This window comes from Paraburkholderia sp. GAS33 (genome assembly GCF_050436645.1).
GTDB lineage: Bacteria > Pseudomonadota > Gammaproteobacteria > Burkholderiales > Burkholderiaceae > Paraburkholderia > Paraburkholderia phenazinium_B.
Genome location: NZ_JBNDMP010000005.1, coordinates 141579 through 166536, shown reverse-complemented (window position 1 = coordinate 166536; position 24958 = coordinate 141579). Strand labels below are relative to the sequence as shown.

The following is a 24958-nucleotide window of genomic DNA, read 5'->3' as shown; positions in this document are numbered from 1 at the left end:
GTTGGGCACAACCATTGGTGGGTTGCTGGGCGCGCGACGCGGACGCAAGTGCCACTGCGGCTTGAGCGGGGGGCTGAACCCGGCGGCGGGGCGCGAAGCGCGACGCTGGAACGGATGACTGCCTTGTCACTAACGAGGAGGGTGCGAGGGATGATTGCGTGCGCGCACCACTCCGGGTTATGGACAGAGGGGGACACTTATAAGCTGGCGGGGTGAGCGGCTTTCTTTTGCCTACTTTTCTTTGCCGCTGCAAAGAAAAGTAGGTGCTGCCCCGCACAGGGGCGACGCTAATAGACCAAAAGCAAATCAAGGAAAGGCCAAAACAAACAAAACCAGAACAGAGAGCAAACACCCCCCCAGCCTGCGCAGCAGAAAAAGAAAGCACGAACCCCGACGGTAGCAAACCCAAACCCACTTCATCACTCTCCGACGAGAAAAACCCGCGTAACCGGCCGCGCCAGCGAAGTCGCCCCAATCACAACCTCAAGCCCCGTCACCGACCGCGGCAGCGGCGCACTCCCCAACTGGGGAACCTTGAGATTGTTATCGTTCTCGGCAATCGCCGCCTGCACATCGCTCATCTGCGTAGTCCAGCCAACCTTTGGCACAAACAGCCGCGCACCGATCGAGCCAACTCCCCCCATCAATGGCACCGCACTCCATCCGTCGCCTTCGCCACTCCGCAAAGCCCCTCGCAACTCCCCCATCGTGCCCAGCGGCGGCGATGCATATCGCGTCACCCGGCCCTCCGTCACCCGGTACCGCACCACCTGCAAGCGCGGCGCCGTATCCGGCATGTCGAATTCGCGCACGATCTGCAACACGTTCCCGCTCACCGACACCGCGGCGGCCCCCGACTCGTCATCCGTCGCGGCATGCCGCACATCAATTCGCATCTGGTCGAACAACTGTGCGAACACGCGTTCGTCTTCCATCGCGCTCGTGATCGTCTGCCGTCCGCGGATGATCTGATCCAGTCCGCGCCACGACAACACCGCAATCACCGCCAGAATCGCAATCGCGACCAGCAGCTCGATCAGCGTAAAACCACGCGCGGTCCGGCGACCGCGGCGCTCAGAGCGAACGGTTCGTTTCATTCGCCACCACCGTCACCATCTGGGCAAGATTGCCGGCGCGGCCCGGTGTCGTTACCGCCACCTCCACCCGGCGAAACACCGGATTCGGCGTCGCCGTCACGCGTTCCGTACAAAGCAGCTGCAAATTGCCCTGCGAACAGTCGTAACTGGTCGATCCCACATCCGGCCAACTATGTGCAAGCTTCAACTGCGCCAGCATGTTGTCCGCACTCCAACCGGCCAGCAGACGCTGATGCAGCTCCACCTCGCTGTTCGCCAGATTGCCCACCGCACGCATCGAGGCAGCGAGAGCCACCGCGATAATCGCCAGCGCCACCAGCACTTCAATCATCGTAAAGCCGCCCTGTGACTTCCGATGCATCGGAGCACACCCGACATCCCTCATCCGGCCGCTCATCTCAACGCACCTCATAGCGGCCATTGCCCATTCCCACGATCCGCGCCTGACCGACAGCGGAAAACAGCGTGATCTGCACCGGCGCGTCGATGCTCTCCGTGCCGAACACCAGCCGCGACGGATGCACGTCCGAACCCGGATAGTCGATTGACACGCTCGTCACGCCGCCTTCCCAGCGACGCGCACCCAGCAGATCGTCACGCAAAGGACGCCAGCCGTCGTCGGTGTGCATATCGAAGCGAAAGCCGCCATCGAACGGCTGCCACGCAATCGGCCGGGCCCGCACCTGCGCTTCGTCGCCGGCCGATTCAAACAGCAACGCCAGGCGTTGCGCTTCTTCATTCAGATCCGTGCGTGGATTGCGCGTCACCGCGAGCGACGCCAGCGACACCAGCAGCCCGGCAATCACCAGCACCACCAGCATCTCCAGCAACGTAAAGCCAATCTGCCGGCTCGCACGCCGACGTCCGTCCGGCGTGGCCGCGACGGTTTGCTGCCAGGCGTCGTGAGACGCCGCGTACGACACCTTCGCCAGATGCGCCGGGGCAACACGAGACTTGCAAGCGGACAGAGACATGGTGCCGGCGATAAGCGAGAGTGCGCGCAATAAACTCAACCGGTCATTCCCACGAGCCTATGTCGGCGTCGTTACCTTCGCCACCCGGTTTGCCGTCGGCGCCGTAACTGAACACGTCGATTTCACCGTGCACGCCCGGATTCAGATACTGATACCCATTGCCCCACGGATCGTTCGGCAGACGCTCGAGGTAACCACCGTCCTTCCAGTTGTTCGGGACCGGATCGGTCGAGGGCTTTTCAATCAATGCACGCAGCCCCTGGTCCTGAGTCGGGTAGCGGCCATTGTCGAGACGGTACAGCTTCAACGCCTGCATGATCGTGCCGATGTCCTGCTTCGCAGCGACGCGCCGCGCTTCATCTGGCCGGCTCATGATCTTCGGGACGATCAGCGCGGCCAGGATGCCGAGAATCGCGATCACCACCATGATTTCGATCAGCGTGAAACCACGCTGACGACGGTTGCGCAGACCCGCGATTTCAGTGCGGCGAGTGGTCCACATTTGCATAGCTTGCTACCTCTTTTCAGGAAGATTTTCGTGTCGGGCGAGTGTTGCGCCAGCCAGGATCAGCGTGCGATTTAACACTCCCGTTCTGTCATTTTAATGTCATGCAGTTGAAGGGTTGCGAGAAAACGCCGGGCCGTCCCAGGTTTCTCGTTCCCCCTCCAGGCAGGGGCACTTTCCCCCAACGCAAATTTCACAATAGTCCGTACAATGATGCGCATGAACGCCATCCAAATTCGCCTTCTGTCGCTCGCACTGTTCGCCGTGTTCTGCGCGACGCTCACTTACTGGGTCGTCACGCTCACCGCGCTGCGAGGCGGCCCGTTGCCCGCTGCCGCCGTGAACCCGCCGGTCTCGGTCGACCAGGCGGCCACGCTGTTCGGCGGCCAACTGCAGCGCAGCGCCAACCAGGACGTGCGCCTGTTCGGTATCCTCTCGCTTCAGGAAGGCGGCGCCGCCATCCTCAGCGCGGGTGGCGAACCGCCGCGGGCCGTCTCGCTCGGCAGCGCCATCATGCAAGGCGCCAAGCTCTACGAAGTGCGCCCCCGTTCGATCATCATCGACCGCAACGGTGTGCGCTCCGAAGTGTTCCTGCCTGCCAATCCCGCCGGCCCCACCATCTACGTGCGCTAGGCAAACCCGCCGCCAGCCACTTCGCAAGCATCGAGCGCGCGTCCATCGTGGCCGCGCGCCTGAAGGCTTCATTGCACCAGGTTGTTCAACTCGATGATCGGCAGCATCACCGCCAGCACGATCACCAGCACCACGCCCCCCATCGCGAGAATCAGCAACGGCTCGAGCAGGCTCGTCAGGAACATCGTGCGCCGCTCGAGTTCGTTGGATTCGCCTTCAGCCGCGCGATCGAGCATCGTCGTCACGTCGCCGGTCGCTTCGCCTGAACGGATCAGGTGCACCAGCACCGGCGGAAACGTCTTCGTATTACCCAGTGCACGCGACAGCGATGTCCCTTCACGCACGCGCACAATCGCGTCGTCGATGTTGTCGCGCATGGCGCGGTTGCTGAGCGTTTCGCTTGCCGCCTGCAGCGCGCGCAGAATCGGCACACCCGCTGCGGTCAGAATGCCGAGCGTGCTGGCAAAGCGCACGGTGTTGTAGCCGCGTACCAGCTTGCCGAGCAGCGGGGCGGTCAGCAGCCAGCGGTCGAAGGCGAGACGCGGGCCGGGCTGCGCCAGAATCGACCGCACGATATACGCCACCAGCACGACCGCGATCAGCACCGCCCACCACCATTTCCGCACGAAGCCGGAGAGCGCCATCATCATGATGGTCAGCACCGGCAACTGCTGCTTGGTGCTCGCAAACACGTTGACGACCTGCGGCACGACATAGCTCAACAGGAACGTGACGATGCCGAAAGCGATGATCGTGACGATGGTCGGATACGTGAAGGCCAGCACGATCTTCTGCTTGAGCGCGTTACGTTGCTCGATATAGTCGGCAAGACGCGACAGCACGAGACCCAGCTTGCCGGTATGTTCGCCGGCGGCCACGAGTGCACGGTAGATCTCGGGAAAATCTTTCGGATGCTGGTGCAGTGCATTGGCGAGCGAATGGCCGCCAAGCACTTCCGCGCGAATCGACGCCATCAGCTCGCGGATGTAGTCGCGCTCCGACTGTTCGGTCAGCACACCGAGCGCTTCGTCGAGCGGTAAGCCGGCGATCAGCAAGCTGGCAAGCTGACGCGTGAGAATGGCCTGCTCGCGTTGCGACAGACGGCGCCCCAACGAGAGCCGCTGATTGCGCTCGCCGCGCGTGCGGGTCGAGGCTGGCTCGACGATCAGCGGCGTAAGCCCCTGGCCGCGCAGATGCGTGCGGGCGCCGCGCGCGCTATCCGCGTCGAGTACGCCTTTCTGCGCCTTGCCCGTCGCATCGATCGCTTCGAAACGAAATGCCGGCATGGGGTTATGCTCCGCCCGTCACGCGGATCACTTCTTCGAGCGAGGTCAGGCCGGAAGCGAGCCAGCGGTCGGCGTCCTCGCGCAGCGTCCGCATGCCCTGGGCACGACCCGCCGCGAGGATCTCCGAATCGGCCGCGTTACGGTGGACCAGCGTGCGGATCGCATCGTCGATCAACAGCAACTCGTACACACCGCGCCGTCCTGCGTAACCGGAGTGGCCGCACTTCTCGCAACCCACCGGATGCCACTGCATGCGCCCGTCCGCGTCGGGGCGCTCTTCGCGGCACACAGGACAGAGCCTGCGCACCAGACGTTGCGCCAGCACGCCGAGCAGCGACGAAGCCAGCAGGTAAGGCTCGACACCCATGTCGGTCAAACGCGTTACGGCGGAGGCCGCGTCGTTGGTGTGCAGCGTCGCCAGCACCAGGTGACCGGTGAGGGAAGCCTGCACAGCAATCTGCGCGGTCTCGAGATCGCGGATTTCACCAATCATGATGATGTCCGGATCCTGCCGCAGAATCGAGCGCAGCGCCCGCGCGAAAGTCATACCGATCCGCTCGTTGACCTGAGTCTGGCCGATGCCCGACAGGTCATATTCGATCGGGTCTTCGACCGTCATGATGTTGGTCGTCGCCGTCTCGAGCCGCGACATCGACGCGTAGAGCGTCGTTGTCTTGCCTGAGCCGGTCGGCCCGGTCACCAGCACGATGCCGTGCGGGCGGCCGATCAGCTTGTCGAACTTGACCAACGTGTCCGCGCCCATGCCGAGCGCTTCCAGATTCAGACGCGACGCGTCTTTCTCGAGCAGACGCAACACCGCGCGCTCGCCGTGCCCGGTCGGCAACGTCGAAACCCGCACATCGACCGGGCGGCCACCCACGCGCAGCGTGATCCGGCCATCCTGCGGCAAGCGCTTTTCGGCGATATCGAGCTGCGCCATGATCTTGATCCGCGAGATCAACGCGCCGTGCAGCGCCTTCTTCGGCCGCACGACGTCGCGCAGCGTACCGTCGACGCGAAAGCGCACCACCGAGGCATTCTCGAACGGCTCGATGTGAATATCCGAAGCCTGTTCTCGCGCCGCCTGGGTGAGAAGGGCGTTGATCATGCGGATGATCGGCGCATCGTCTTCCGATTCGAGCAGATCCTCGACCTCCGGGATCTCCTGCATCAGACGCGACAGATCGACTTCACCTTCCACTTCGCCCACCACCTGGGCTGCACTGCCATCGTGGCGTGCATAGGCCTGGTTGATTGCCAGCGCGAGTTCGTCAGCGGGCAAACGCACTACCGTGAGAGCGCCGAAATTACGCGCGACCTCGGCGAGCGCAGCATCGCTCGTGCGTTCACTGATCCAGACTTCGAGGCTGTCGGCGTGCTGATGCGCAACCAGAATCTGGCCACTGCGCGCGAAGCCATAGGGCACGAGCCGTGCGGCGACTGCCGATGACGCGCCGCGCTCGGCAGGCTCCACCGCCAATGCGGGCGTCGTCGCGGCACCGGCCCGGGTCGCTGCCGAAGACGCAGAACCTGACGACGGTGTGGACGGCGTACTCACGGCTGCGCTCCCGGCGCCGTGGTCACAGGCGAGTTGGTCGGCACAGGATTAGTCTGGACTGCAGCACCATTCGGCACCGCACCGCCATTCTGGACGGCACCGCCACTCTGAACGGCGCCACCGTTCGGAACAGCACCGCCATTCGACACCGGCGCCCGGGAAGCGGGAGCCGGCGGCGCCATCTGCTGACGGCGCATCTCGTCAAGATTGAACAGGTTCATCGCGGGCGCACCGCCCTCGGCCGGGCCGATCGGCATCGGCGGTACCACCGGATCGTCCTTGTCCTTGATCAGGTTGTTATCCGACTTGTACGCACCCTGCACGCCCTGGATGTAGTCGTAACGGTTCTCCGTCACGGCCTGCGCGGTAGCGTGATCGGTGATGATCACGGGACGCAGGAACACCATCAGGTTAGTCTTGTTGCGACTCTTCGATTCCGAGCGAAACAGTTGGCCGATCCACGGAATGTCGCCCAGCAGCGGCACCTTGCTGTTGCTGACCTGGTAGTTGTCCTGCATCAGGCCGCCCAGCACGATGATCTCGCCGTTATCGGCGAGCACCGTCGACTGGATCGAACGCTTGGTGAACTCCGGGCCCGCCGGGTTGGTCGTCGCGTTGGTCGTGCCGGTGACGATCGCCGAATCTTCCGTGTAGAGCTGCAGCTTGAGAATCCCGCCGTCGGTGATCTGCGGCTTGACGTGCAGCGTCAGACCCACGTCGACGCGGTCATAAGTATTGAACGCCGCGCTCGAGGTGCCGCTCGTCAGGTTCGAATACGAACCCGTCTGGATCGGCACGTTCGTACCGACGACGATCTTGGCTTCCTCGTTGTCGAGCGTGATCAGGTTAGGCGTCGACAGCACGTTTGCGTCGGCGGTCTGCGACAGGGCCTGCAACAACGCACCGAGTCCCTGCACACCGAAAATGTTGTGCACCCAACCAACATTGAGACCTTGCTGGAGGTTGCTGGTCGTAAGCGCACTGGCGAGACCGCCGGCGGCCAGGCCGCCCGTCGCCGCAGCAGCCGTCAGATTGATAATGCTATTGCCGGTGCCGGTTGCCAGGTTGGTGCCGGCCAGCACCGAGTTGTTCGCGACTTGCCACTGAATGCCGAGATTGGCATTCGTGTTGGAGTTCAGCTCGACGATCAGCGCCTCGATATAGACCTGGGCGCGCCGTGCATCCAGCTGGTCGATCACCGAGCGCAGGTTACGATAGACCGCTTCGGGCGCCGTGATGATCAGTGAGTTGGTTGCCGCGTCCGCCTGGATCATGCCGCCAGGCTGGTTGTCGTCACTGCTCTTGTCCTTGTCGGTGCCGATCGTATCGCCAGAAGCGCCGGCTGCGCCCGAGCTGGCGCCTCCGCCGAGCGGCGACGAACTCGAGCCGCCTCCGAGTCCGCCCGACGGCAGCGGTGGGGTGCCCGAGGTGCCCGTCGAACTGCTGCCATACGAACTGCCTGAACTGCCGCTCGCGTTGAACGAATTCGCATTGTTCGATCCGCTCGATGAGCCGCTGTCGCCGCCTTTACCCAGCATGCCGCGCAAGGTCTTCGCGAGCGTCGCCGCATCTGCGTTGCGCAGTGGCACGACATGCATGTTGCCGGGCACGGCGCTCGGCGCATCGAGCTGCTTCGCCAGCTCCTTCGCGGCCGCAAGGCGCGCGCCGTTCGATGCTCGGATCAGCAGCGAGTTGGTGCGTGCGTCGGCGGTAACCGATACCTTCAGCGTCGCATCGGTCGCACCGATCGCACCCGGATCGAGCATCTTCGTCAGTTGCGGTGCGATGTCGAGCGCGTTGGCGTTTCTCAACGGCACCACCGAAACCTGCGTGCCCGCAGCCGTGTCGATGCCGGCGATGATCTGGGCGATCCGGCGCACGTTGTCGGCGTAGTCCGTCACGACAATCGTGTTGTTGGACGGATAGGCCGCCACCGTATTGTTCGGCGAGATCAGCGGACGCAGCACCGGCAGCACGTTATTGGCCGATTCGTTCCTGAGCTGGAACACCTGCGTGATCACCTGATCGCCGCGCGCCACCGGAGTATTGCCGACGTAAGTCGGTACGCCCTGCAGCTTGGCATCGGCTTCCGGCACGACCTTCAGCACGCCATGATCCTCTACCAGCGCGAAGCCTTGCATCCGTAAAGCAGACTGCAGGGTCTTGAGCGCCTGGTCCTCGGGCACCGGATTTTCGGAGACGAGGTTTAACTGACCCTTGACGCGCGGGTCGACGATGATCGTCTTCCCGGTTGCAGCGCCAATCGCCCTGGCCACCTGATCGATGTCGGCGTTGACGAAGTTGAGTGTCACCTGGGCGTGTGCGGTCTGCGCACCGATCAGGCCAGCCACCAGCAGCGCCGTTGCGACGCGACGCAATGCCATACGATTTCTTCTCATGGAGTTTGATGTCGATGCCGACCGCCGAAGCGACCCGCTGTCATGCGCAGCAAACATAGGTGCGTACCAGCGGTCCCCACGGCTTGTCATCGCCCCCGCGGGCGCTGACAACCCCGACTGCCTTCCAACCTATGTCCGGAAAAAACGAACAGTAACAGTTTTTCATGTCGGATTTGTCACAAAACAACGGCTCCGGTGTGATTACTCTAAACAAGCTCGCACAACGTAAAAATTTTGAAAGCTTTGGTGAGGATTTGCCCGACCCGTCTGCGAGGTTCGTTTTTAGCGCGCTTATATCCGTTAGCCGACTTGACGCTCGACTGCCTGCCGGTATCATACGAGCCGATCATCCTGCCGGACGCAGGTTTGGCTACGCGGGTTTTCCCCGATGTCCGCCACAGGCTCGGTGTTGGCGGGTTTGCGGGCATGCACAGGTGCATGCTAGGCGCGAGCAAAATGCCTTACCGCATCTTACCTATGTGAATTGCTTAGTCATCTTGACCGATGAAACGGACTCTTCTGACTGTCGCTACGGTACTCGGCACGCTGTTCGCAGCGGGGCAGGCGCACGCCGACTGTTTCGATGAGGCTGCCCGTTATCAGAAGGTCAATCCGCTGATCTTGCGGGCAATTGCCTGGCAGGAGTCGCACAACCGGCCCGACGCGCTGCATAAGAACGCCAACGGCTCGACCGACTACGGCCTGATGCAGATCAACTCCGTTCATCTCCCCACGCTGGCCCTGTATGGCATCTCCAGCAACACGCTGATGGAACCGTGCAAGAACGTCTATATTGCCGCCTGGCATCTGCGCCAGCAGATGAACAAGTACGGCAACACCTGGCAAGCGGTGGGCGCCTACCATTCGGAAACGCCGTCGCTGCGCGACCAGTATGCGCAGCAGATTGTCGGTATCCTGCGTAAGTGGAACCTGATCGCGGCGTCGCACTAAGGGGTGGCTTGGCCGGAGTTTGCGCGAACGGCGCGGGTTTGATGCACAATGCGGCTTCGTGCTGCCATCGGCCCTGCGACTGCGCTTGAGTGCCCGGCACGCCTCCTTACCTCTCCGTTTCCGTACTGCGATGAACCAGCCGACTCTGCCCGTCACCGTGCTCTCCGGTTTTCTGGGCGCCGGCAAGACCACGCTCCTGAACCATATTCTTGCCAACCGCGCCGGTCTGCGCGTGGCCGTGATCGTCAACGATCTGGCCGCCGTCAACATCGACGCGACGCTCGTGCGCGACGCCGCCGCGCTCTCGCACCTCGAAGAACAGCTTGTCGAGATGAGCAACGGTTGCATCTGCTGCACGCTACGCGACGACCTGCTGGTCGAGATCCGGCGTCTTGCCGGCGAGCAGCGTTTCGACGCGATCCTGATCGAATCGACCGGCATCGCCGAGCCGATGCCGATCGCCGAAACCTTTACCTTCGTCGACGATGACGGCAAGTCGCTCTCCGATGTCGCGCGCCTCGACACGATGGTGACGGTCGTCGACGCCTTCAACTTCCTGCGCGATTACGGTTCGGCCGACGCGCTCGCCGAACGCGGCATTGCAGCGAGCGAAGAAGACGACCGCACGCTGGTGGAATTGCTGATCGAACAGATCGAGTTCTGCGACGTACTGGTGGTGAACAAGGTCGATCTCGTCAGTGCGGACGATCTGACGCGCCTGCAGCGGATTCTCGCGCGCATCAATCCGCGCGCCGTGCAGGTGGTGAGCCGCTTTGGCGTGGTGCCGCTCGAAGAAGTGCTGAACACGAAGCGCTTCGATTTCGATGCGGCGTCGAGCGCGCCCGGCTGGCTCGCGTCGCTGGAGCATGATCACGAGCACGGGCACGATCACAGCGGCGAAGCCGACGAATTCGGCATCGGCAATTTCGTTTATCGCGCGCGCCGGCCGTTTCATCCCGAGCGTCTGTGGGCACTGCTGCATGAAGAATGGAAAGGCGTGCTACGCAGCAAGGGTTTCTTCTGGCTCGCCACGCGTAACGACATTGCCGGCTCGCTTTCACAAGCAGGCGGCGCATGCCGCCACGGCCCAGCGGGAATGTGGTGGGCCGCCCAGGATCGCAGTGAATGGCCCGACGGCGACGACGAACTCGCTGCGGAAATCGCCGCCGACTGGCATGGCGACGCGAACGACTTCAGCGTCGGCGACCGGCGTCAGGAACTGGTGATGATCGGCGTTGGTATCGACCCGGCCGTGTGGAGCGCAAAGTTCGATGCGTGCCTACTTACCGACGATGAATACGCGCTGGGGCCGCAGGGATGGCTGCAATTTGCCGATCCATTCCCGGCTTGGGATTTCGATGCCGAAGAAGATCACGATCATGATCACGACCACGGCGATGGTGAAATCGTCCATCACCATCACTGAGCGTGCGTCGTTCAGACGAAAAAAAACCCGCCCGAGGCGGGTTTCAACAACGGAGCACTGCTGTGCTTAGCGCTTGTTGACTGCGTCCTTGAACGCCTTGCCAGCCGTGAACTTGACGGTCTTGGCAGCCGGGATCTTGATGGTCTCGCCGGTCTTCGGGTTACGTCCCGTACGTGCTGCGCGCTTGCCCGAACCGAAGCTACCAAAACCGATCAACTGGACCGCATCACCCTTCGACACAGCCTTCTTGATCACTTCGAGCAACGTGTCCAGCGTTTCGCCGGTTTGAGCCTTGCTGGCGCCCGTCTGACCTGCGACGGCGTCGATCAGTTCCTGTTTGTTCATTAAGGTTCCTTTCTGGTTTAGGTTGACACGAACAGCGCGAACGCGCCGATTATACGTGCGCGGGCCGCGCCGTCGAGCAGCTACGGCTGTGCAGCTACCCGGACAACGCGACGGGCTGCTTGCGCAATGACGACCGTGCTGCCGCTTCCCTTCGCGGCGCTTGCTATGATAGCGCAGCGCAAACCCAATCTGGACAAGGGTTTCGAAGAAATACAGGCTGGTTGGCCCCATCCAGCCGTGAAATTACCATTTTTGCTATTCCTGGAATCGAAACGGCCGCCTAACCAGGGCTTTACATGAGGCTGGCGTTGGTTTTTGCCAACGTTCCAGCCGTGTTTTGAGCCGCTGCTGGCTTGCTTCTGACTTTTAGCGACTTGCTGCGCGATGGCCGGCGCGCCTCGTCCGGCAACGCTTGACCTGCTCGTCCGTAGGTTTTTCACACTGCATGACCGATCCGCTGATCCCTGCCACGCTGGCGTTTCGCGACAACGGCACGCCGTTTTCGCCTCGCCACGACGACATCTATCACAGCGCTGTGGGCAGTCTTGCCCAGGCGCAATACGTTTTCCTGCAAGGCAACGGCCTGCCGGAACGATGGCAGCGCCGACGCATTTTTACGGTGCTCGAGACGGGCTTCGGGATGGGCATCAACTTCCTGACGACCTGGGCCGCGTGGCGCGCCGACTCCGCAAGATGCGAGCGGCTTCATTTCGTTTCGACGGAAAAACACCCTTTTTCACGGGCTGATCTGTTGCGCGCGTATGCCGCGACGGTTGCGGACGCATCGATTACGGGCCTCGGACAAAGCCTCGCCGACGCATGGCCGATGCTGGTTCCGGGCACCCACCGGCTTGAATTCGAAGGAGGGCGCGTCTCGCTGACACTGGTGTTCGGCGACGCCGTCGACACCCTGCCGACGCTCTGGCTGCGCGCCGACGCGTTCTATCTGGATGGTTTCGCGCCAGCGAAAAATCCCGAATTGTGGACACCGGCGATCTTCAAATCGCTCGCACGTCTCGCTGGCGAAGATGCTACGTTTTCGACCTACACGAGCTCGGGCGACGTGAAACGCGCACTCACCCAGACTGGCTTCGAGTATCGCAAGGTCGAGGGCTTCGGCTGGAAACGCGCCATGCTGGTGGGCCGTTTTGCGCCACGCTGGAGAGTGCGGCGGCACGAACCGCCCGCGCCGCTCGCCGTGGACGACCGGCATGCGGTCGTGATCGGGGCGGGGCTAGCAGGCTGCGCATTGATCGAGCGGCTCACCGCACGAGGCTGGCAGGTGACCTCGCTCGAACGGCACGATGCGTTGGCTCGCGATGCTTCGGGCAATCCCGCTGGCGTATTTCATCCCATGCTCTCGCGTGATGACAGCGTCGCCTCGCGCATCACCCGCGCCGGCTTTCTATATGCACTGCAGCGCTGGGCGATGCTGGCGCACGCGGGACATCGCCCGGTACGCGGCGCGGAAGGCCTGCTGCAACTCGCCGCGACCGACGAAGAAGCCAGCATGATGGCGGCGTCCCTGGCGGCGTTCGGTTATCCATCTGACTACGTGACACCGCTCGAACGTGTGCAGGCAGAGAGGATTGCGAAGCTTCCGGCTGCACACGGCGGATGGCTGTTTCCACATGGAGGCTGGATCGATCCCGTCACCCTTTGCGCGGCTCAATGCGCAGCGGCGGGTCAACGGCTCGAGCGCCGTTTTGGCGTTGAAGCCGCGCATGTCGAACGTTCGGGCAATCAATGGAACGTGCTCGACGCGAATGGACACACGCTTGCGCGCGCACCGGTCGTGATCTTTGCAAACGCACATGACGCCGCGCGCGTCGCCGGCTTGCGATACGCGCCAACCCAAAGCGTGCGCGGTCAATTGACCTTGCTGCCCGCCGGCAGCGTGCCGTCGCCCGCGCTGCCCGTGATCGGCGAAGGCTACGCCGTGCCGTTGCCCGATGGCGTCACGCTGACAGGGGCAACCTACGATATCGACGATCCCGGGCGCTCCATGCAGGCTGCGGGACACATCGAAAATCTGCAACGTCTCGCACAGATGTTGCCCAGCTTCGCTACTGCCTTTGACCAGCAGCATGCTGCGTCACTAGCCGGGCGCGTCGCATTTCGCTGTGTAACGAGCGACCGCCTGCCGATGATCGGCGCGCTCGCCGACGAAGCCGCCGCCATCCAGGACCGGGAGCGTCTGCGCGGCGCGTGGCCACTCGATCTGCCGCGCGCGGACGGTTTATACGGTGCGTTCGCCTATGGTTCCCGCGGCCTCGTCTGGGCCGGCCTCGGCGCCGAGCTGATCGCCTCGCAGATCGAAGGCGAACCCTGGCCGATCGAGCGCGACCTCGCCGAAGATCTCGACCCCGCACGTTTTCTACTACGTGCATTGCGTCATGGAACAGCCCGGTAGGCAGCCAGCCAGGCGAAAAGTTATCCACGTCAGACTGTGGATAACCTGTCGGAATGCAGGCGCAAGTGATGTGGACGGCGTGTGGACGTAAACGGGGTAACTTCGTCGCGCACCAGAAACGCAAAAAGTTACCCCCGGCTCCTGGCCTCAACCGCACATCCTGTGCAGCGGGTTGTGCGTTCGACAACGCGCTGATTCGGCTCGGTAAACATGACTTATCCACAGAAATGGTCCGGACTTGTTAACTGCTACTACGTATACATACGAGTAAACCAATAAACAGAAAGACCGCGGTGAGACGGCGCTTATCGAGAATGCAAAAACCTGGATCGCAGGGACTTTTGCGGCTCGGCAAAAAAGAAAACACCGACGTCGCAGATTGGTGAAGTGACAGACATCTGAGCGTCAGAGCAGAATCCAAACCGGTCGCTTTTTCTTGTTCTGCTGCGAAATACGCTCATTTTTACCGCTTCAGGCCGCAATTCGAGTGGTTTCCGTAGACCCGGAAAAGCTATGGCACAATCGCCGTTCTTTCCGCGTCCTGCCCTCCGTCAAACGGCAGACGCACCAATGGAACGGTGCCGGTCCATCGGACTCTGATTCAGATCGACGGCGCTCTTTCATCCAATCGTTGTATTTCGCAACGCTGGTCGGCACAAAACACACGCAGCGATGAAGGCATCGTGTGTTGATGGGGTCACCGGTGTTCCGCCGGTTCGTGTCGCCTGCCGTTGCTCACAGCAACTCTGTTGCATGGGACTGGAGTAGGCGCTAAAGCGCCAACCCCAGTCGACCGCGATAAAACTGCATGGGACCCGAGTAAGCGCTAAAGCGCTAACTCGGATCGACAAAGGAGAACCCACCAAGATGAAGTCGGCGTTTTCATTCTTCCCCGGCTGGCCGCTCTCACCTGATGCCATTTTCTGGGCAGGGCTCGCATTGCTCGCCGCTGGTTTGTGCGGCGAACTCTGCTATCGCGCGTGGCGCTTGCCACGCATTTCCGGTTACGCCGTTATTGGTCTGGTGGCTGGTGCCGCAGGCTTCGGTGTGATCGATACCGTTTCGGCGAAAGCTGCCCGACCCTTACTCGATGTCGCGCTCGGCCTTTTGCTGTTCGAACTCGGCAGCCGGCTCGACTTGCGCTGGATCCGCCGCAACCCCTGGTTGATTCTCTCGAGCATCGCGGAATCGACACTGACGTTCGTGCTGGTGTTGCCAGTGCTGCTGTTTCTTCATGTCCAGCTAATCGTTGCCCTGGTGCTCGCGGCGATCGCGATGGCCACTTCGCCTGCCATGGTGATCCAGCTGAAAACAGAGTTGCGTGCAGAAGGTCAGGTCACGCAGCGTTTGTTGACTTTGACAGCGCTCAACAGCATGTACGCGGTTGTGATCGAAAAACTTGTGTCAGGATGGTTGCATCAGGAAACCTACGGCAACGCATTCGCCACGATCCTGCAACCGCTTTACCTGTTGATCGGCTCACTGGTTCTCGCGTTTGCGCTCGCACGCACCTGCATCTTTTTCTATCGCCGTATGAACATGCAGGACGAGCATTCTTTCGTCGCATTGTTCGGACTTGTGCTGCTGGCCATTGCGATCGCACATCTGTTCAAGCTTTCGACGATTCTCAGTCTGCTCGCCGCCGGCATCATCGTGAAGAACATGGAAGCGCGGCCGCAGCTTTGGCCGCAGCATTTCGGCACTGCGGGCTGGTTGCTGACCGTGATTCTTTTCGTGCTGACGTTGACGTCGTTCGAATGGAAAGACATCGGCATTGGCGGACTCGCGGCACTTGGACTGATCCTTGCGCGCCTTGTTGGCAAACTGGTTGGCGTGCTCGCCTTCGCGAAACCGAGCGGATTGAACTGGAAGCAGGGTGTTGCGCTTGGACTTTCGCTTTCGCCGATGTCCGCGCTCGCCTATCTGCTGGTTGACGATACCTACAGCCTCTATCCGAATCTGGATCCCGGCTTGCGCGCGATCATGATGTGTTCGATCGTTGTACTACAGATTGTGGGACCGTGGCTCGTGTATCGCTCACTTGCGCTGGTGGGCGAACGGCGAGAATGAGCGGCTCGCCCGCTGCCGCGTTGCGCGCAAAGCTGCGCGCCGCAATGCCGTGCGCCGCATTTCTGCATGCATATGCGACATTGAACATTGAAACGGCGGGGCAGGTTTAGCCTGTCCCGCGGACTTGAATCAGGGGACGCCATGTCACTCGAACGCTTCGTCGATTCGCAACCGTTCACCTTCGGTATCGAACTCGAGATGCAGATCGTCAATACTCATGACTATGATCTGACCAAAGCTGGCTCCGATCTGTTGCGGCTCATCAAGGATGAAAAAATCCCCGGCAACATCACGCCGGAGATCACCGAAAGCATGATCGAACTCTCGACCGGCATCTGCACGTCGCATGAGCAGGCGTTGACCGATCTGCGCACGATCCGCGACACGCTGGTCAGCGCCGCCGATCATCTGAACGTTGGCTTGTGCGGCGGCGGCACCCACGCTTTCCAGCAATGGAGCGACAGGCAGATTGTCGACACGCCTCGCTTTCAGTACCTTTCCGAGTTGTATGGCTACCTCGCCAAGCAGTTCACCGTGTTCGGCCAGCACGTGCATATCGGCTGTCCGAATTCGGACAGCGCGCTGTTTCTCCTACACTCGATGTCGCGTTTTATTCCACACTTCATCGCGCTTTCGGCATCCTCACCGTTCGTGCAAGGCGTCGATACCGGCTTTCATTCGGCGCGTCTGAATTCGGTTTTTGCCTTTCCGCTGTCAGGCCGCGCGCCGTTCATGCTGACGTGGGACAGCTTCGAAGAGTACTTTTCGAAGATGGTTCACACGGGTGTCGTAAACAGCATGAAGGATTTTTACTGGGACATTCGTCCGAAGCCGGGCTTCGGCACGATCGAGGTGCGGGTGATGGACACGCCGCTGTCGGTCGACCGGGCCGCGGCGATTGCCTGCTACATCCAGACCCTTGCGCGTCATCTGCTGCTCGATAAACCGCTGACGCCGAAGGAAGACGATTACCTTGTCTACACATTTAATCGTTTCGAAGCGTGCCGCTTTGGACTGGAGGGAACCTGTATCGATCCGCAGACCGGCGAGCGTAAAACGATTTCAGAAGACATTCTCGAGACACTGGATCGGATCGCGCCGCATGCCGAGGCGCTCGGTTCGGGGAAAGCGCTGGCCGAAGTCGCTTCGATTGCGCGTGGTCAGGTCAACGATGCAACCTGGTTACGCACGGTCTTCGAACATGAAAAATCGTTGCATGAGGCGGTTCGGCAACAATGTTTGCAGTGGCGCGCGTAAGCGAATAAGGTCGGCGATGCCCGGCTGGAATCTGCAGACGGAGAATTTTTTGCGAATTTTTTTCGTCGTCCTGATTCCAGTAAGTGTTCCTTAGAGATTTCCAAAGTTTACGTATACATACGTAGTAGTAGTTAACAAGCATGACACCGGCCTGTGGACAACTGAATAATTCCCTGAAAAGTCAAAGTCATGCGTTAATGATAACTGCGCGGTTCGGACGAGGATCCAGGGTGGAAAGTCCGGATAACTTTGCGGGCGCAGAGGGGGCGAAAGGCTTGTCAAGAATCGGTGCACAGGCAGTCCCGGGCCTTTTTCAGTGGTTATCCACAGGTGAGCGTGAATAACTTAGCTGTACGATTGGCCGCTCTCGCATAGAATGTCGTTTTCGCTGCTTCGGCATGGTGGAGTCGCAGACCGGTTTCAGGGAGGCGACTGTGTCGGAGATAGCAAAAAAGTGTTGTAGCGTGTGCCAGCAATGGCGTACGAAGCGGTACATTTTCGAGATAGTTGATTCAGTCCGTCCGTGGTTCGGGCGAGGCTGCCCCCACACAGGCTGCCGGCGTGTTTGGCACCCGACGGCCAGCTAAACAGCGGCATGCTGTCAATAACCAACGAAAGATTATGAGCGAAGGCGTATACGGAGAGCAGGCAACCGGGCGAGTTACCCACAGCCTATTGCGACTGAGCACGGCCATGCGAAGCCAGGCATGGGAGTGGGCCGAAGGCGCGGGACTGACGCCGACCCAGGGCGAGATTCTGGTGTTGCTGATGCAACGCAAGGGTCCGATGCGTCTGGGCGAGATCGCACGTGAAACGGCTTTGACGGCCGCGACAACGAGCGACGCAGTCAGCACTTTGGAAAGCAAGGGACTGGTCGAAAAGCGCCGTGCGCTGGACGACGGCCGCGCCCTCGCGGTACGCCTGACGGCTCGTGGCCGCACGGCAGCCAAGCGCGCTGCGCAATGGCCGGACTTCCTGTCGAAGGCAGTCGGTACACTGCGTGACGACGAGCAGGCGCTGTTCTACCGCACCTTGCTGAAGACGGTTCGTCAGCTCGAAGAGCAGGACGACATCCCGCCGCACCGCATGTGTCTGACGTGTACGCACTTCGAGCCGAGCAAGAATGCGAAGAAGACGCCGCATCATTGCAAGCTGCTCGACCTGAACATGTCGGATACGGAAGTGCGCCTGGATTGCTCCGTTCACGAAACGGCTGACGTCGCGACCCAGAAGAAAATCTGGAAGATCTACGCGCAGTAACGCGAGGTCTGCTGTAAGGCGAAACCGGTCATGGCAGCCGCTCGACGCGGCCTGCCTGGCCGGTTTTGTGCCGTCGGACGACTTATTTTTTGTTCAAACTGAGGGTGAGATGTGCCGATGAATCACGAAGTTCTGGCTATTCGCCATGTCCACTTCGAAGATCTGGGCAGTCTCGAACTGGTGCTGGGCGAGCGCAGCCGGCCGGTGCGTTATCTCGATGTCGGATTTGCCCGCATCGAGGCGCCGGATCCTGTTGCGCCTTCGCTGATGGTCATTCTCGGCGGCCCGATCAGCGCCATTGACGATGCGCGCTATCCGACCATTACGCCGCTGTTGTCGATGATCGAAAAGCGTATCGCGGCAGGTTTGCCGACCCTCGGCATTTGCCTTGGCGCGCAACTGATTGCACGCGCGCTCGGCGCGCGGGTCTACCGCGCACCTCAGACCGAACTTGGCTGGACGCCGCTCACGCTGACGGAAGCCGGACGCGCGTCGCCGCTTCGGCATCTGGACGGCGCACTGACCTCCATGCTTCATTGGCACGGCGATACTTTCGACCTGCCCGCAGGCGCGACGCACCTTGCGTCCACAGTCGCCTGCGAAAACCAGGCGTTCAGCTGGGGCAAACATGTGCTCGGCCTGCAATGCCACCCGGAAATCCGGGCCGACCGTTTCGAGCCCTGGCTGATCGGCAATGCCGGGGAAATCGCCTCTGAAGGCATCGATGTGCGTGAACTCCGTGCCGATACCGCCCGGTTGGGTCCGCGCCTGGAAGAGGGCGCGCGCCTGATGTTCGGCGAGTGGCTCGATCAGGTCGAGAAGAAGGCATAAACCGTACGTAGTGCCAGGCGCAATAGCGGCCGGGCATCGGGTGCCGCGGCTGATGGATACGTACTGCTGTCCAGCAACGAATCGGGCACGGTGCTATCCTCATTCGCTCTTCCGCAATCCCAAAGGCGTAATCCATGAGCGCGCTTTTCTCTCCGCTCACGCTGCGTAGCGTGACACTTGCTAATCGCATTGTTGTGTCGCCAATGTGTCAATACTCCGCCGAGCGCGGCGAGGCGACCGCATGGCACATGATCCATCTGGGCAGCATGGCGTTATCGGGCGCAGGCATGCTGTGCATCGAGGCCACGGCGGTCGAACCCGATGGCCGCATCACCCCGGGCGATCTCGGCCTCTGGGACGACGCGACCGAAGCCGCACTCGTGCCGGTGCTTGCAGCTATCCGCAAACACTCCTCGATCCCGGTCGCGATGCAACTCGCGCACGCCGGGCGCAAGGCCTCGAGCCACACGCCATGGGACGGCGGTCAACTGATTCCGGTTGCCGAGGGCGGGTGGTTGCCCCACGCACCGTCTTCGCTGCCGCACAAAGCAGGCGAGGAACCGCCGCTCGCGCTCGATACGCCGGGGCTTAACCGCATTCGCGAGGCGTTTGCGGCATCGGCCCGACGCGCAGCGCGTCTTGGTATCGACGCGCTGGAAGTGCATGGCGCACACGGCTATCTGCTGCATCAGTTCCTGTCGCCGATCGCCAATCAACGCCAGGACGAATATGGCGGTTCGCGTGAAAACCGCATGCGCTTTCCGCTGGAGATATTCGAAATCGTGCGCGCCGCGTTTCCGGCCGACAAGCCGGTCGGCGTGCGGGTTTCCGCAACCGACTGGGTTGAAGGCGGCTGGAGTCTCGACGACACGATCGCCTTCGCGCAGGAGTTGAAAAAGCGCGGTTGCGACTGGATCGACGTGTCGTCAGGAGGCGTCTCGCCGTTGCAGAAGATCCCGCTCGAACCGGGTTATCAGGTTCCGTTCGCGCGCGCGGTGAAGCAGGCTACGGGTCTCCCCACGATCGCAGTGGGTCTCATCACCGATCCGCTGCACGCCGAGCAACTGATCGAAGAGGGTGACGCAGACCTGATCGCATTGGCTCGCGGACTGCTCTACAACCCGCGCTGGCCGTGGCATGCCGCCGCCCAACTGGGCGCGACAGTCGAAGCGCCGCCGCAATACTGGCGCTCGCAACCGCGCGATCAGAAAGCGCTGTTTGGTGAGATTTCGTTCGGACAGCGTTAGATCTGTCGCCGGCACAACATGCTGATGCTTGTTTGACGGTTGAAGGAAGCCATAGCAAGCGTGTACGATGCCGGATGTGACGCAAGTGCGTTGCAAGATGACGCGGCGCCTGCATGGCGCCGCGTTTGCTATTCGCGTCGGAAAATCCGGCTGCTGGCGTGTCGCCGGTGCTGACGAGAGCCGGGATGTTCACCTCAAGTTCTTCACAAGGATTCATTCAATGAGTTCACGCAGGATCGCCGTGCGCCGTTCTGGAGTGCATGGCAAAGGCGTGTTTGCGGTCGAACCGATTGCGGCCGGCGAGCGCCTGATCGAATACAAGGGCGAGCGGATCTCGTGGAAAGAAGCTTTGCGACGTCATCCACACAATCCGAAAGAGCCGAACCATACGTTTTACTTCGCGCTGGATGGCGGGGGCGTCATCGACGGCAAGGTGGACGGCAATAGCGCGCGCTGGATCAACCACTCGTGCGCGCCGAACTGCGAAGCCGAAGAAATCGACGGGCACGTGTACGTTCATGCGTTGCGCGACATCGAGGCCGACGAAGAACTGTTCTACGACTACGGCCTCGTGATTGACGCACGTCAGACCAAGAAGCTGCAGAAGGAGTACGAGTGCCGGTGCGGCGCGCGCAAGTGCCGTGGCACCATGCTGGCGCCGCCGGAAAAGAGCGACAAGAAGGGCAAGAAAAAGAAGAAGTAGTGCCCGCGCACAGCCTTTGGATGGCCGGCCATGGCGCGGCCATCCAGGGCGAGAAAACTACTGCGAAATAACAGATCGATCGGCGCCTGGTGCGCCGATTTTTTTGGTGCGCCGGTTCTCGTTGTCGCGCACTGCTTCGGCGCGAATGAGCGGAATCCGCACGATAAAGCGGGCCCCGCCTTCTGGTGCATCCTCGTAATGCACGCTGCCGTGATGCAGCACCATGATGTCGTGAACGATGGCGAGGCCAAGGCCCGCGCCGCTATCGACACCATTTTCGCTCTGGCCGTCGCCGCGGAAAAACCGTTTGAAGAGATCAGCCTGCTGCACCAGCGGCACACCAGGCCCGTTATCTTCGACGACGATCTCAGCCATCCGCACATCGCCGACGGTGCTCTGCGAGACGGTGACCGTGATACGCCCGCCGTCGAAGCGCGAGGGCGGCACATACTTCAGCGCGTTGTCGAGCAGGTTGGCAATCACCTCATGCAGCAGCACCGGGTTGCCGCGCGCGATCAGCGGGCGATCGTTGGCGGGGTCGTCCAGACGCTGGAAACCGAGGTCGACGTGCACGGCGAGCGCACGCGGCACCCATTCGGCACCGGTGTCGAAGGCGAGCGCCGCCATGTCGACGTTGACGAAGCGTGCGGCCTGCTCGCCAGGCTCGGCGCGCGCCAGCGATAACAACTGGTTCGACAGACGCACCGCACGGTCCGCAGCGGCGCGCAGTTCACGCACGGCCGCCAACGTGTGTTGCGGATCGCGGGCGATGGCCGCCTGTTCCGCATGCAATTTGACGGCGGTAAGCGGCGTGCGCAGCTGATGTGCTGCGTCAGCGATGAACTTGCGCTGGGCGTCGAGTGCGGATTTCAGGCGGTCGAGCAGCGCGTTCAGTGCACCCGTCAGCGGACGGATTTCGACCGGCACGTAGGTTTCGTCAACCGGCTCGAGCGACGTGTGGGTCTGCCGGTTCAGCGAGTCGGCCAGATCGGTGAGTGGGTTGAGCTGCTGGTTCACCACCCGCCATACGATTACCCAGCCGGCGAGCAGCAGCAGCAGCAACGGCATCATGATGGCAACCAGGAATTCGGCGGCGATCTCGATGCGGTGCTCGACCGGCTGCCCCACCTCGATGACGATCGGGTTGCCCGTTGGCTGATCGACGCGTACCTGCGCAACCCGCATCGTGACGCCTTGATACTGCGTTTCGAACACGTAGGCGTAGTGCATGATGCGCACGCTTTTGCCCTGCAGCGGCAGCTTGGCATCGCCGGCGATTTCAGTGTCGCCGTCGCTGATCCGGTAGATCAGGTGCTCGATCGGATCGGAGAACATGGCCTGGGCGAGCGGCGGCACCGTCGCCTTCGCATTCGGGCCAGCAATCTGGATTTGTCTGGAGATGGCCGTGGCGAGGTCCGCCAGCGACCGGTCGACCACGTGCTGCGTGTATTGCCACGCGAGCCAGTAAGCGATCAGGCCGCTCATCAGAGCGAGCAGGGAGAGGGGAGCGGCAAGGCGGCGCAGCAGCGTGCGACGCAGGCTATTCGCGGCCGGGTGGGGCATGGTCGAACGCGATAAAAGAGGCCGAGCGGCACGTGAGCCGCTGAAAGCCGCTGGGCAACGGCGAACCGCGCATCCTCGCGATGGATGCGCCATGCCGGCCCAGCGCCGTCAGGTCATCGGGCCGCGATGGCGACCCTGGACCTTCATGGCCATTATGCGGCCTGACGGATTTCCTGCAACAGGTAGCCGAAGCCACGCACCGTGACGATTTCGACACGGCAGTTTTCGAGCTTTTTGCGCACACGGTGCACGTAGACTTCGATCGCGGTGTCGCCGAGATCGCCGCCGAAGTGCGTCAGATGATCCTGCAACTGCGCTTTGCTGACCACGCGGCCATGACGCAGCAGCAGCATTTCGAGCACCGCGAATTCGCGCGGCGACAGTTCGAGCGGCTTGTCGTCGTTGAAGATGCGGCGGTCGACGCCCGACAGCCGCACGCCGCCCAATGAAACTTCCGGACGCGGCATGTCGCCGTGCGGACCGCTGCGGCGCATCACGGCACGGATGCGCGCTTCGAGCTCGGCCGGTTCAAACGGTTTCAGCATGTAGTCGTCGGCGCCGGAATTCAGGCCCTGGACGCGGTCGTTCAGTTCGTCGCGCGCGGTCAGCACGATCACCGGCGTATGCCGGTTGCTCTGGCGAAAACGCGAGAGCAACGTCATGCCGTCGATGCCAGGCAAGCCCAGATCGAGGATCACGAGCTCGTGACGGTTTTGCGTGAGGGCCTGTTCGGCGAAAATGCCGTCGTGGACCATGTCGACCGTGAAGCCGGCTTGTTCGAGACTGCTTTGGATGCCGCGTGCGATGGGGCGGTCATCTTCGATCAGAAGGAGTCGCATGGGTTTCGCTCAAGTACAATGGGTTTAGGCGTTCGGGCACGCGGTTCGCCGGGGCGCCTGCTGCACAGGGTGCCTGGCGGCGTCGCCGTACCTGCGCGTCCATCGAGCGATCACGAGAGTCATGTCCGATATAACGATCCACGAACTGGAAGCCGCGATCAACTTCTGGCGCGCCCGCTCACCTTCGAGCGGCGACGAACTCGTTCTGTGCAAGGAGGCAAGCGCGCTCTCCAAGCCGTATGCGCTGATGATTGTACAGCGTCGGAACGCGCTACCACCGGAAGGTTTGGATGAGACCGCGAGGGAAGCATGGAATTCTTACGTTCGCCTTAAGAATGGCCTGTAGAAGTGAAGGTTTGCGCGTCTGAATGCCTGCAAAGCGCTTTCATCGTACTGCAAACGCACTTTTATGCACGACATTCACCACCAGTTTTACTGTGCCCCTATGGCGATCTGATCGATAAAACGGGCCAGCAAAATGTCCCGTTCCGTTAGCCCATTCGCCTCATGCGTCGACAAGGTGATCTCCACCTTGTTATAGACGTTGAACCACTCCGGGTGGTGGTCCATTTCCTGGGCCTTGATTGCGACCCGCGTCATGAAACCGAACGCCTCGTTGAAATCGGCAAACTTGAGTTGTCGCTGGATCGCGTCGCGGCCGGCTACGGCTACCCAGCCGCGCAACTCGCCCAATTGCGTGGAACGCTCTTCGGAAGTGAGTTTGTGAATCATGAGGATACCTCCTGATCTGCAGTGGTGCACCTTAGCGCAACCGTCTTGGCGGCCGGTAGCGCGCCCGCATCGGAGCGGCGCGCATTGCGCGGACATTGGCCTATTTTTTCACGGATCAAGGCTCGGCGCAGGGCGATGCGTGTTTGAGCATGTGCGGAGGTGACGGCCGCGCAGGAGAGGTATGCTGGTCGGACTCGTTGCGACGGCTTCATGTGTCAGGCGGCTCAGACATTGCTATGCGCGGTGCGGTAAATGCTTATAGAGAGCGTGAATGAAGCATAGATTGAGTTATGTATGCAATAATCGTGCGTTAAACGATATATTGATGCGGGGAATCATCATGCTTGAACTTGATCACTTCGATCTCGCGTTGCTCGAGGTCTTGCAGCGCTTTGGACGGGCGACGCATCAGCAACTCGGCGAGCAGGTACCGCTGTCGCCGTCGCAGATTGGCCGGCGGTTGCAGCGTCTCGAGCAGCTGGGCGTGGTGGACGGCTATCGCGTGGTGCTGCGGCCCGAAAAGCTGGGCCTCGGCGTGACCGCGTTTACGAGTCTGAAGCTCAAGCATCACGGCGACTCGATCGTCGAACAGTTCCAGCAGCAGATTGATATGCTGCCCGAGGTGCTCGAGTGCCACGCGGTGGTCGGCGATGCGGATTATCTGCTGCGCATCGTTGCGCCCGATCTGAACGCGCTGTCGTCGTTTGTTATGAAGAAGCTGATGCGCGTGCCGGGGGTGGACAGTGTGCGCTCGAATATCGTGCTCACTACATTCAAGCGCAACGGGCCGTTGCCGTTGGGGCATCTGGCGCCGGGGGCCGCCGCCGGCCAGGCAGGCAGCGGGCGGTGACCCGCCGGGCGGTCCTGCT

At 61.6% G+C, this 24958-nt stretch carries 22 protein-coding genes and 1 pseudogene; 12 read left to right on the top strand and 11 right to left on the bottom strand.

Annotated features, from left to right (window positions below; translation table 11 throughout):
* Positions 1-419: 419 nt before the first annotated feature.
* The 4 genes from P3T24_RS17245 to gspG are packed head-to-tail and all read right to left on the bottom strand — an operon-like array spanning position 420 to position 2579.
* Entirely contained in the window at positions 420-1097 is a 678-nt protein-coding gene (locus tag P3T24_RS17245) for a PulJ/GspJ family protein (RefSeq protein WP_074262974.1), read from the bottom strand.
* Entirely contained in the window at positions 1075-1482 is a 408-nt protein-coding gene (gene gspI, locus P3T24_RS17240) for a type II secretion system minor pseudopilin GspI (protein ID WP_429436940.1), read from the bottom strand. Before gspI ends, P3T24_RS17245 begins: the two co-directional genes overlap by 23 nt.
* 13 nt (positions 1483-1495) lie before the next feature.
* Positions 1496-2071: a GspH/FimT family pseudopilin gene (locus P3T24_RS17235; RefSeq protein ID WP_429436314.1), complete on the bottom strand. Its 576-nt coding sequence runs from the start codon at positions 2069-2071 to the stop codon at positions 1496-1498.
* A gap of 43 nt (positions 2072-2114) precedes the next feature.
* Positions 2115-2579 (bottom strand): type II secretion system major pseudopilin GspG, encoded by a 465-nt coding sequence (gene gspG, locus P3T24_RS17230; protein ID WP_074262973.1) that lies wholly within the window; start codon positions 2577-2579, stop codon positions 2115-2117.
* Between the two features lie 207 nt (positions 2580-2786).
* Between gspG and P3T24_RS17225 the strand changes: the two genes are divergently transcribed.
* Positions 2787-3209 (top strand): type II secretion system protein N, encoded by a 423-nt coding sequence (locus P3T24_RS17225; protein WP_254368734.1) that lies wholly within the window; start codon positions 2787-2789, stop codon positions 3207-3209.
* 68 nt (positions 3210-3277) lie between these two features.
* Here the strand turns inward: P3T24_RS17225 and gspF are convergent, their stop codons facing one another.
* The 3 genes from gspF to gspD are packed head-to-tail and all read right to left on the bottom strand — an operon-like array spanning position 3278 to position 8437.
* Positions 3278-4495 carry a type II secretion system inner membrane protein GspF gene (gene gspF / locus P3T24_RS17220; RefSeq protein ID WP_074262972.1) on the bottom strand — a complete coding sequence of 406 codons (1218 nt, stop codon included), beginning with the start codon at positions 4493-4495 and terminating at the stop codon, positions 3278-3280.
* Between the two features lie 4 nt (positions 4496-4499).
* On the bottom strand, positions 4500-6053 hold the full coding sequence (gene gspE, locus P3T24_RS17215; protein ID WP_429436311.1) for a type II secretion system ATPase GspE: 1554 nt from the start codon (positions 6051-6053) through the stop codon (positions 4500-4502).
* A complete protein-coding gene (gspD, locus tag P3T24_RS17210) occupies positions 6050-8437 on the bottom strand; it encodes a type II secretion system secretin GspD (protein ID WP_074262970.1) in 2388 nt (795 codons plus the stop codon). The genes gspE and gspD overlap by 4 nt, the downstream gene beginning before the upstream one ends.
* Positions 8438-8956: 519 nt before the next feature.
* Between gspD and P3T24_RS17205 the strand changes: the two genes are divergently transcribed.
* Positions 8957-9403 carry a lytic transglycosylase domain-containing protein gene (locus tag P3T24_RS17205; protein WP_074262969.1) on the top strand — a complete coding sequence of 149 codons (447 nt, stop codon included), beginning with the start codon at positions 8957-8959 and terminating at the stop codon, positions 9401-9403.
* A 130-nt stretch (positions 9404-9533) separates the two neighbouring features.
* Positions 9534-10829: a GTP-binding protein gene (locus P3T24_RS17200; RefSeq protein ID WP_429436309.1), complete on the top strand. Its 1296-nt coding sequence runs from the start codon at positions 9534-9536 to the stop codon at positions 10827-10829.
* Positions 10830-10895: 66 nt separating this feature from the next.
* Here P3T24_RS17200 and P3T24_RS17195 read toward each other — a convergent pair whose 3' ends face one another.
* The gene (locus P3T24_RS17195; protein WP_074262967.1) at positions 10896-11174 is read right to left on the bottom strand and encodes an HU family DNA-binding protein; all 279 of its coding nucleotides are present in this window, start codon (positions 11172-11174) and stop codon (positions 10896-10898) included.
* A gap of 445 nt (positions 11175-11619) precedes the next feature.
* Here P3T24_RS17195 and mnmC point away from each other — a divergent pair, with 445 nt between their 5' ends.
* From mnmC to P3T24_RS17160, 7 genes are all read left to right on the top strand, one after another.
* Complete coding sequence (mnmC, locus tag P3T24_RS17190) at positions 11620-13587, top strand: bifunctional tRNA (5-methylaminomethyl-2-thiouridine)(34)-methyltransferase MnmD/FAD-dependent 5-carboxymethylaminomethyl-2-thiouridine(34) oxidoreductase MnmC (protein ID WP_429436307.1); 1968 nt, start codon at positions 11620-11622, stop codon at positions 13585-13587.
* 867 nt (positions 13588-14454) lie between these two features.
* The gene (locus P3T24_RS17185) at positions 14455-15657 is read left to right on the top strand and encodes a cation:proton antiporter (RefSeq protein ID WP_429287696.1); all 1203 of its coding nucleotides are present in this window, start codon (positions 14455-14457) and stop codon (positions 15655-15657) included.
* Positions 15658-15798: 141 nt separating this feature from the next.
* Positions 15799-16914 (top strand): YbdK family carboxylate-amine ligase, encoded by a 1116-nt coding sequence (locus tag P3T24_RS17180; protein ID WP_429436304.1) that lies wholly within the window; start codon positions 15799-15801, stop codon positions 16912-16914.
* Between the two features lie 621 nt (positions 16915-17535).
* The gene (locus tag P3T24_RS17175) at positions 17536-18174 is read left to right on the top strand and encodes a MarR family winged helix-turn-helix transcriptional regulator (protein WP_074262963.1); all 639 of its coding nucleotides are present in this window, start codon (positions 17536-17538) and stop codon (positions 18172-18174) included.
* A gap of 117 nt (positions 18175-18291) precedes the next feature.
* Positions 18292-19005 (top strand): glutamine amidotransferase, encoded by a 714-nt coding sequence (locus tag P3T24_RS17170; protein ID WP_074262962.1) that lies wholly within the window; start codon positions 18292-18294, stop codon positions 19003-19005.
* A gap of 134 nt (positions 19006-19139) precedes the next feature.
* Positions 19140-20252, top strand: a complete 1113-nt coding sequence (locus P3T24_RS17165) for an NADH:flavin oxidoreductase/NADH oxidase (RefSeq protein ID WP_429406618.1) — start codon at positions 19140-19142, stop codon at positions 20250-20252.
* 220 nt (positions 20253-20472) lie between these two features.
* On the top strand, positions 20473-20955 hold the full coding sequence (locus P3T24_RS17160; RefSeq protein ID WP_074265886.1) for an SET domain-containing protein: 483 nt from the start codon (positions 20473-20475) through the stop codon (positions 20953-20955).
* Positions 20956-21026: 71 nt separating this feature from the next.
* Here P3T24_RS17160 and P3T24_RS17155 read toward each other — a convergent pair.
* Together P3T24_RS17155 and P3T24_RS17150 are read right to left on the bottom strand one after the other, a co-directional pair.
* A pseudogene (locus tag P3T24_RS17155) lies at positions 21027-22518 on the bottom strand (sensor histidine kinase N-terminal domain-containing protein); the annotation flags it as partial.
* Between the two features lie 152 nt (positions 22519-22670).
* Complete coding sequence (locus P3T24_RS17150; protein ID WP_074262960.1) at positions 22671-23357, bottom strand: response regulator transcription factor; 687 nt, start codon at positions 23355-23357, stop codon at positions 22671-22673.
* A gap of 121 nt (positions 23358-23478) precedes the next feature.
* On the opposite strand from P3T24_RS17150, the gene P3T24_RS17145 reads away from it, so the two are divergent.
* The gene (locus P3T24_RS17145; RefSeq protein ID WP_074262959.1) at positions 23479-23703 is read left to right on the top strand and encodes a DUF3717 domain-containing protein; all 225 of its coding nucleotides are present in this window, start codon (positions 23479-23481) and stop codon (positions 23701-23703) included.
* 86 nt (positions 23704-23789) lie between these two features.
* On the opposite strand, the gene P3T24_RS17140 is transcribed toward P3T24_RS17145, so the two are convergent.
* The gene (locus P3T24_RS17140) at positions 23790-24089 is read right to left on the bottom strand and encodes a 4a-hydroxytetrahydrobiopterin dehydratase (RefSeq protein ID WP_074262958.1); all 300 of its coding nucleotides are present in this window, start codon (positions 24087-24089) and stop codon (positions 23790-23792) included.
* A gap of 340 nt (positions 24090-24429) precedes the next feature.
* Between P3T24_RS17140 and P3T24_RS17135 the strand changes: the two genes are divergently transcribed.
* On the top strand, positions 24430-24939 hold the full coding sequence (locus P3T24_RS17135) for an Lrp/AsnC family transcriptional regulator (protein ID WP_074265885.1): 510 nt from the start codon (positions 24430-24432) through the stop codon (positions 24937-24939).
* The last annotated feature ends 19 nt before the right edge of the window (positions 24940-24958 follow it).

Coding starts and splice junctions, on each gene's coding strand:
- P3T24_RS17245 (WP_074262974.1), bottom strand. CDS start 1,097: ATGAAACGAACCGTTCGCTCTGAGCGCCGCGGTCGCCGGACCGCGCGT.
- gspI (WP_429436940.1), bottom strand. CDS start 1,482: ATGAGGGATGTCGGGTGTGCTCCGATGCATCGGAAGTCACAGGGCGGC.
- P3T24_RS17235 (WP_429436314.1), bottom strand. CDS start 2,071: ATGTCTCTGTCCGCTTGCAAGTCTCGTGTTGCCCCGGCGCATCTGGCG.
- gspG (WP_074262973.1), bottom strand. CDS start 2,579: ATGCAAATGTGGACCACTCGCCGCACTGAAATCGCGGGTCTGCGCAAC.
- P3T24_RS17225 (WP_254368734.1), top strand. CDS start 2,787: ATGATGCGCATGAACGCCATCCAAATTCGCCTTCTGTCGCTCGCACTG.
- gspF (WP_074262972.1), bottom strand. CDS start 4,495: ATGCCGGCATTTCGTTTCGAAGCGATCGATGCGACGGGCAAGGCGCAG.
- gspD (WP_074262970.1), bottom strand. CDS start 8,437: ATGGCATTGCGTCGCGTCGCAACGGCGCTGCTGGTGGCTGGCCTGATC.
- P3T24_RS17205 (WP_074262969.1), top strand. CDS start 8,957: ATGAAACGGACTCTTCTGACTGTCGCTACGGTACTCGGCACGCTGTTC.
- P3T24_RS17200 (WP_429436309.1), top strand. CDS start 9,534: ATGAACCAGCCGACTCTGCCCGTCACCGTGCTCTCCGGTTTTCTGGGC.
- P3T24_RS17195 (WP_074262967.1), bottom strand. CDS start 11,174: ATGAACAAACAGGAACTGATCGACGCCGTCGCAGGTCAGACGGGCGCC.
- mnmC (WP_429436307.1), top strand. CDS start 11,620: ATGACCGATCCGCTGATCCCTGCCACGCTGGCGTTTCGCGACAACGGC.
- P3T24_RS17185 (WP_429287696.1), top strand. CDS start 14,455: ATGAAGTCGGCGTTTTCATTCTTCCCCGGCTGGCCGCTCTCACCTGAT.
- P3T24_RS17180 (WP_429436304.1), top strand. CDS start 15,799: ATGTCACTCGAACGCTTCGTCGATTCGCAACCGTTCACCTTCGGTATC.
- P3T24_RS17175 (WP_074262963.1), top strand. CDS start 17,536: ATGAGCGAAGGCGTATACGGAGAGCAGGCAACCGGGCGAGTTACCCAC.
- P3T24_RS17170 (WP_074262962.1), top strand. CDS start 18,292: ATGAATCACGAAGTTCTGGCTATTCGCCATGTCCACTTCGAAGATCTG.
- P3T24_RS17165 (WP_429406618.1), top strand. CDS start 19,140: ATGAGCGCGCTTTTCTCTCCGCTCACGCTGCGTAGCGTGACACTTGCT.
- P3T24_RS17160 (WP_074265886.1), top strand. CDS start 20,473: ATGAGTTCACGCAGGATCGCCGTGCGCCGTTCTGGAGTGCATGGCAAA.
- P3T24_RS17150 (WP_074262960.1), bottom strand. CDS start 23,357: ATGCGACTCCTTCTGATCGAAGATGACCGCCCCATCGCACGCGGCATC.
- P3T24_RS17145 (WP_074262959.1), top strand. CDS start 23,479: ATGTCCGATATAACGATCCACGAACTGGAAGCCGCGATCAACTTCTGG.
- P3T24_RS17140 (WP_074262958.1), bottom strand. CDS start 24,089: ATGATTCACAAACTCACTTCCGAAGAGCGTTCCACGCAATTGGGCGAG.
- P3T24_RS17135 (WP_074265885.1), top strand. CDS start 24,430: ATGCTTGAACTTGATCACTTCGATCTCGCGTTGCTCGAGGTCTTGCAG.